At 47.2% G+C, this 511-nt stretch carries 1 protein-coding gene; it reads left to right on the top strand.

All coding sequences use genetic code 11. From position 1 onward, the window contains the following. On the top strand, positions 1-377 hold a 377-nt coding region (gene tadA, locus R7Q48_RS31310), incomplete at its 5' end, for a tRNA adenosine(34) deaminase TadA (protein WP_318134338.1). Positions 378-511: the final 134 nt, after the last annotated feature.

Genomic DNA, 511 nt, shown 5'->3' with positions numbered 1-511 from the left:
CTATCTGCTCTCATGATGCAACAGCACATGCGGAGATTCAGACTCTACGTAACGCTGGGGCTGTGTTAGAAAACTATCGACTTTTAGACACCACTCTCTATGTCACACTAGAGCCTTGCCCGATGTGCGCAGGAGCACTGTTGCACAGCAGAGTGAAACGCGTGGTATTTGGCGCGCCAGATCTTAAAGCGGGCGCGGCTGGTACGGTATTGAACTTGTTTGAGAGCCAAGCAGCTTACCATTACGCAACGGTCGAAAGAGGGCTGTTAGAGGATGAGTGCCGTGAGCAGTTACAGGCCTTTTTCAAGCGTCGTCGCAAAGAAATTAAGGCCAAGAAACAAGAGAAAAAAGCGTCAGAAGGTAAGCAAGAAGATTAAGTTGGTGAGTTGTGTTCAGCAAACATCTACGGGTGTGTAGATGTTTGCTTTAAGTTCTTAGTGATTTACTAAGTGAACGAATACACGATTGCGTGCGCTGACTTTCTTTTTCATCGTTGTCAGCTTTCGCTTGC

This window comes from Vibrio sp. 378 (assembly GCF_033339435.1).
The sequence above is the reverse complement of the archived record's forward strand: the minus strand, read 5'-3'. Positions and strand labels throughout refer to the sequence as shown.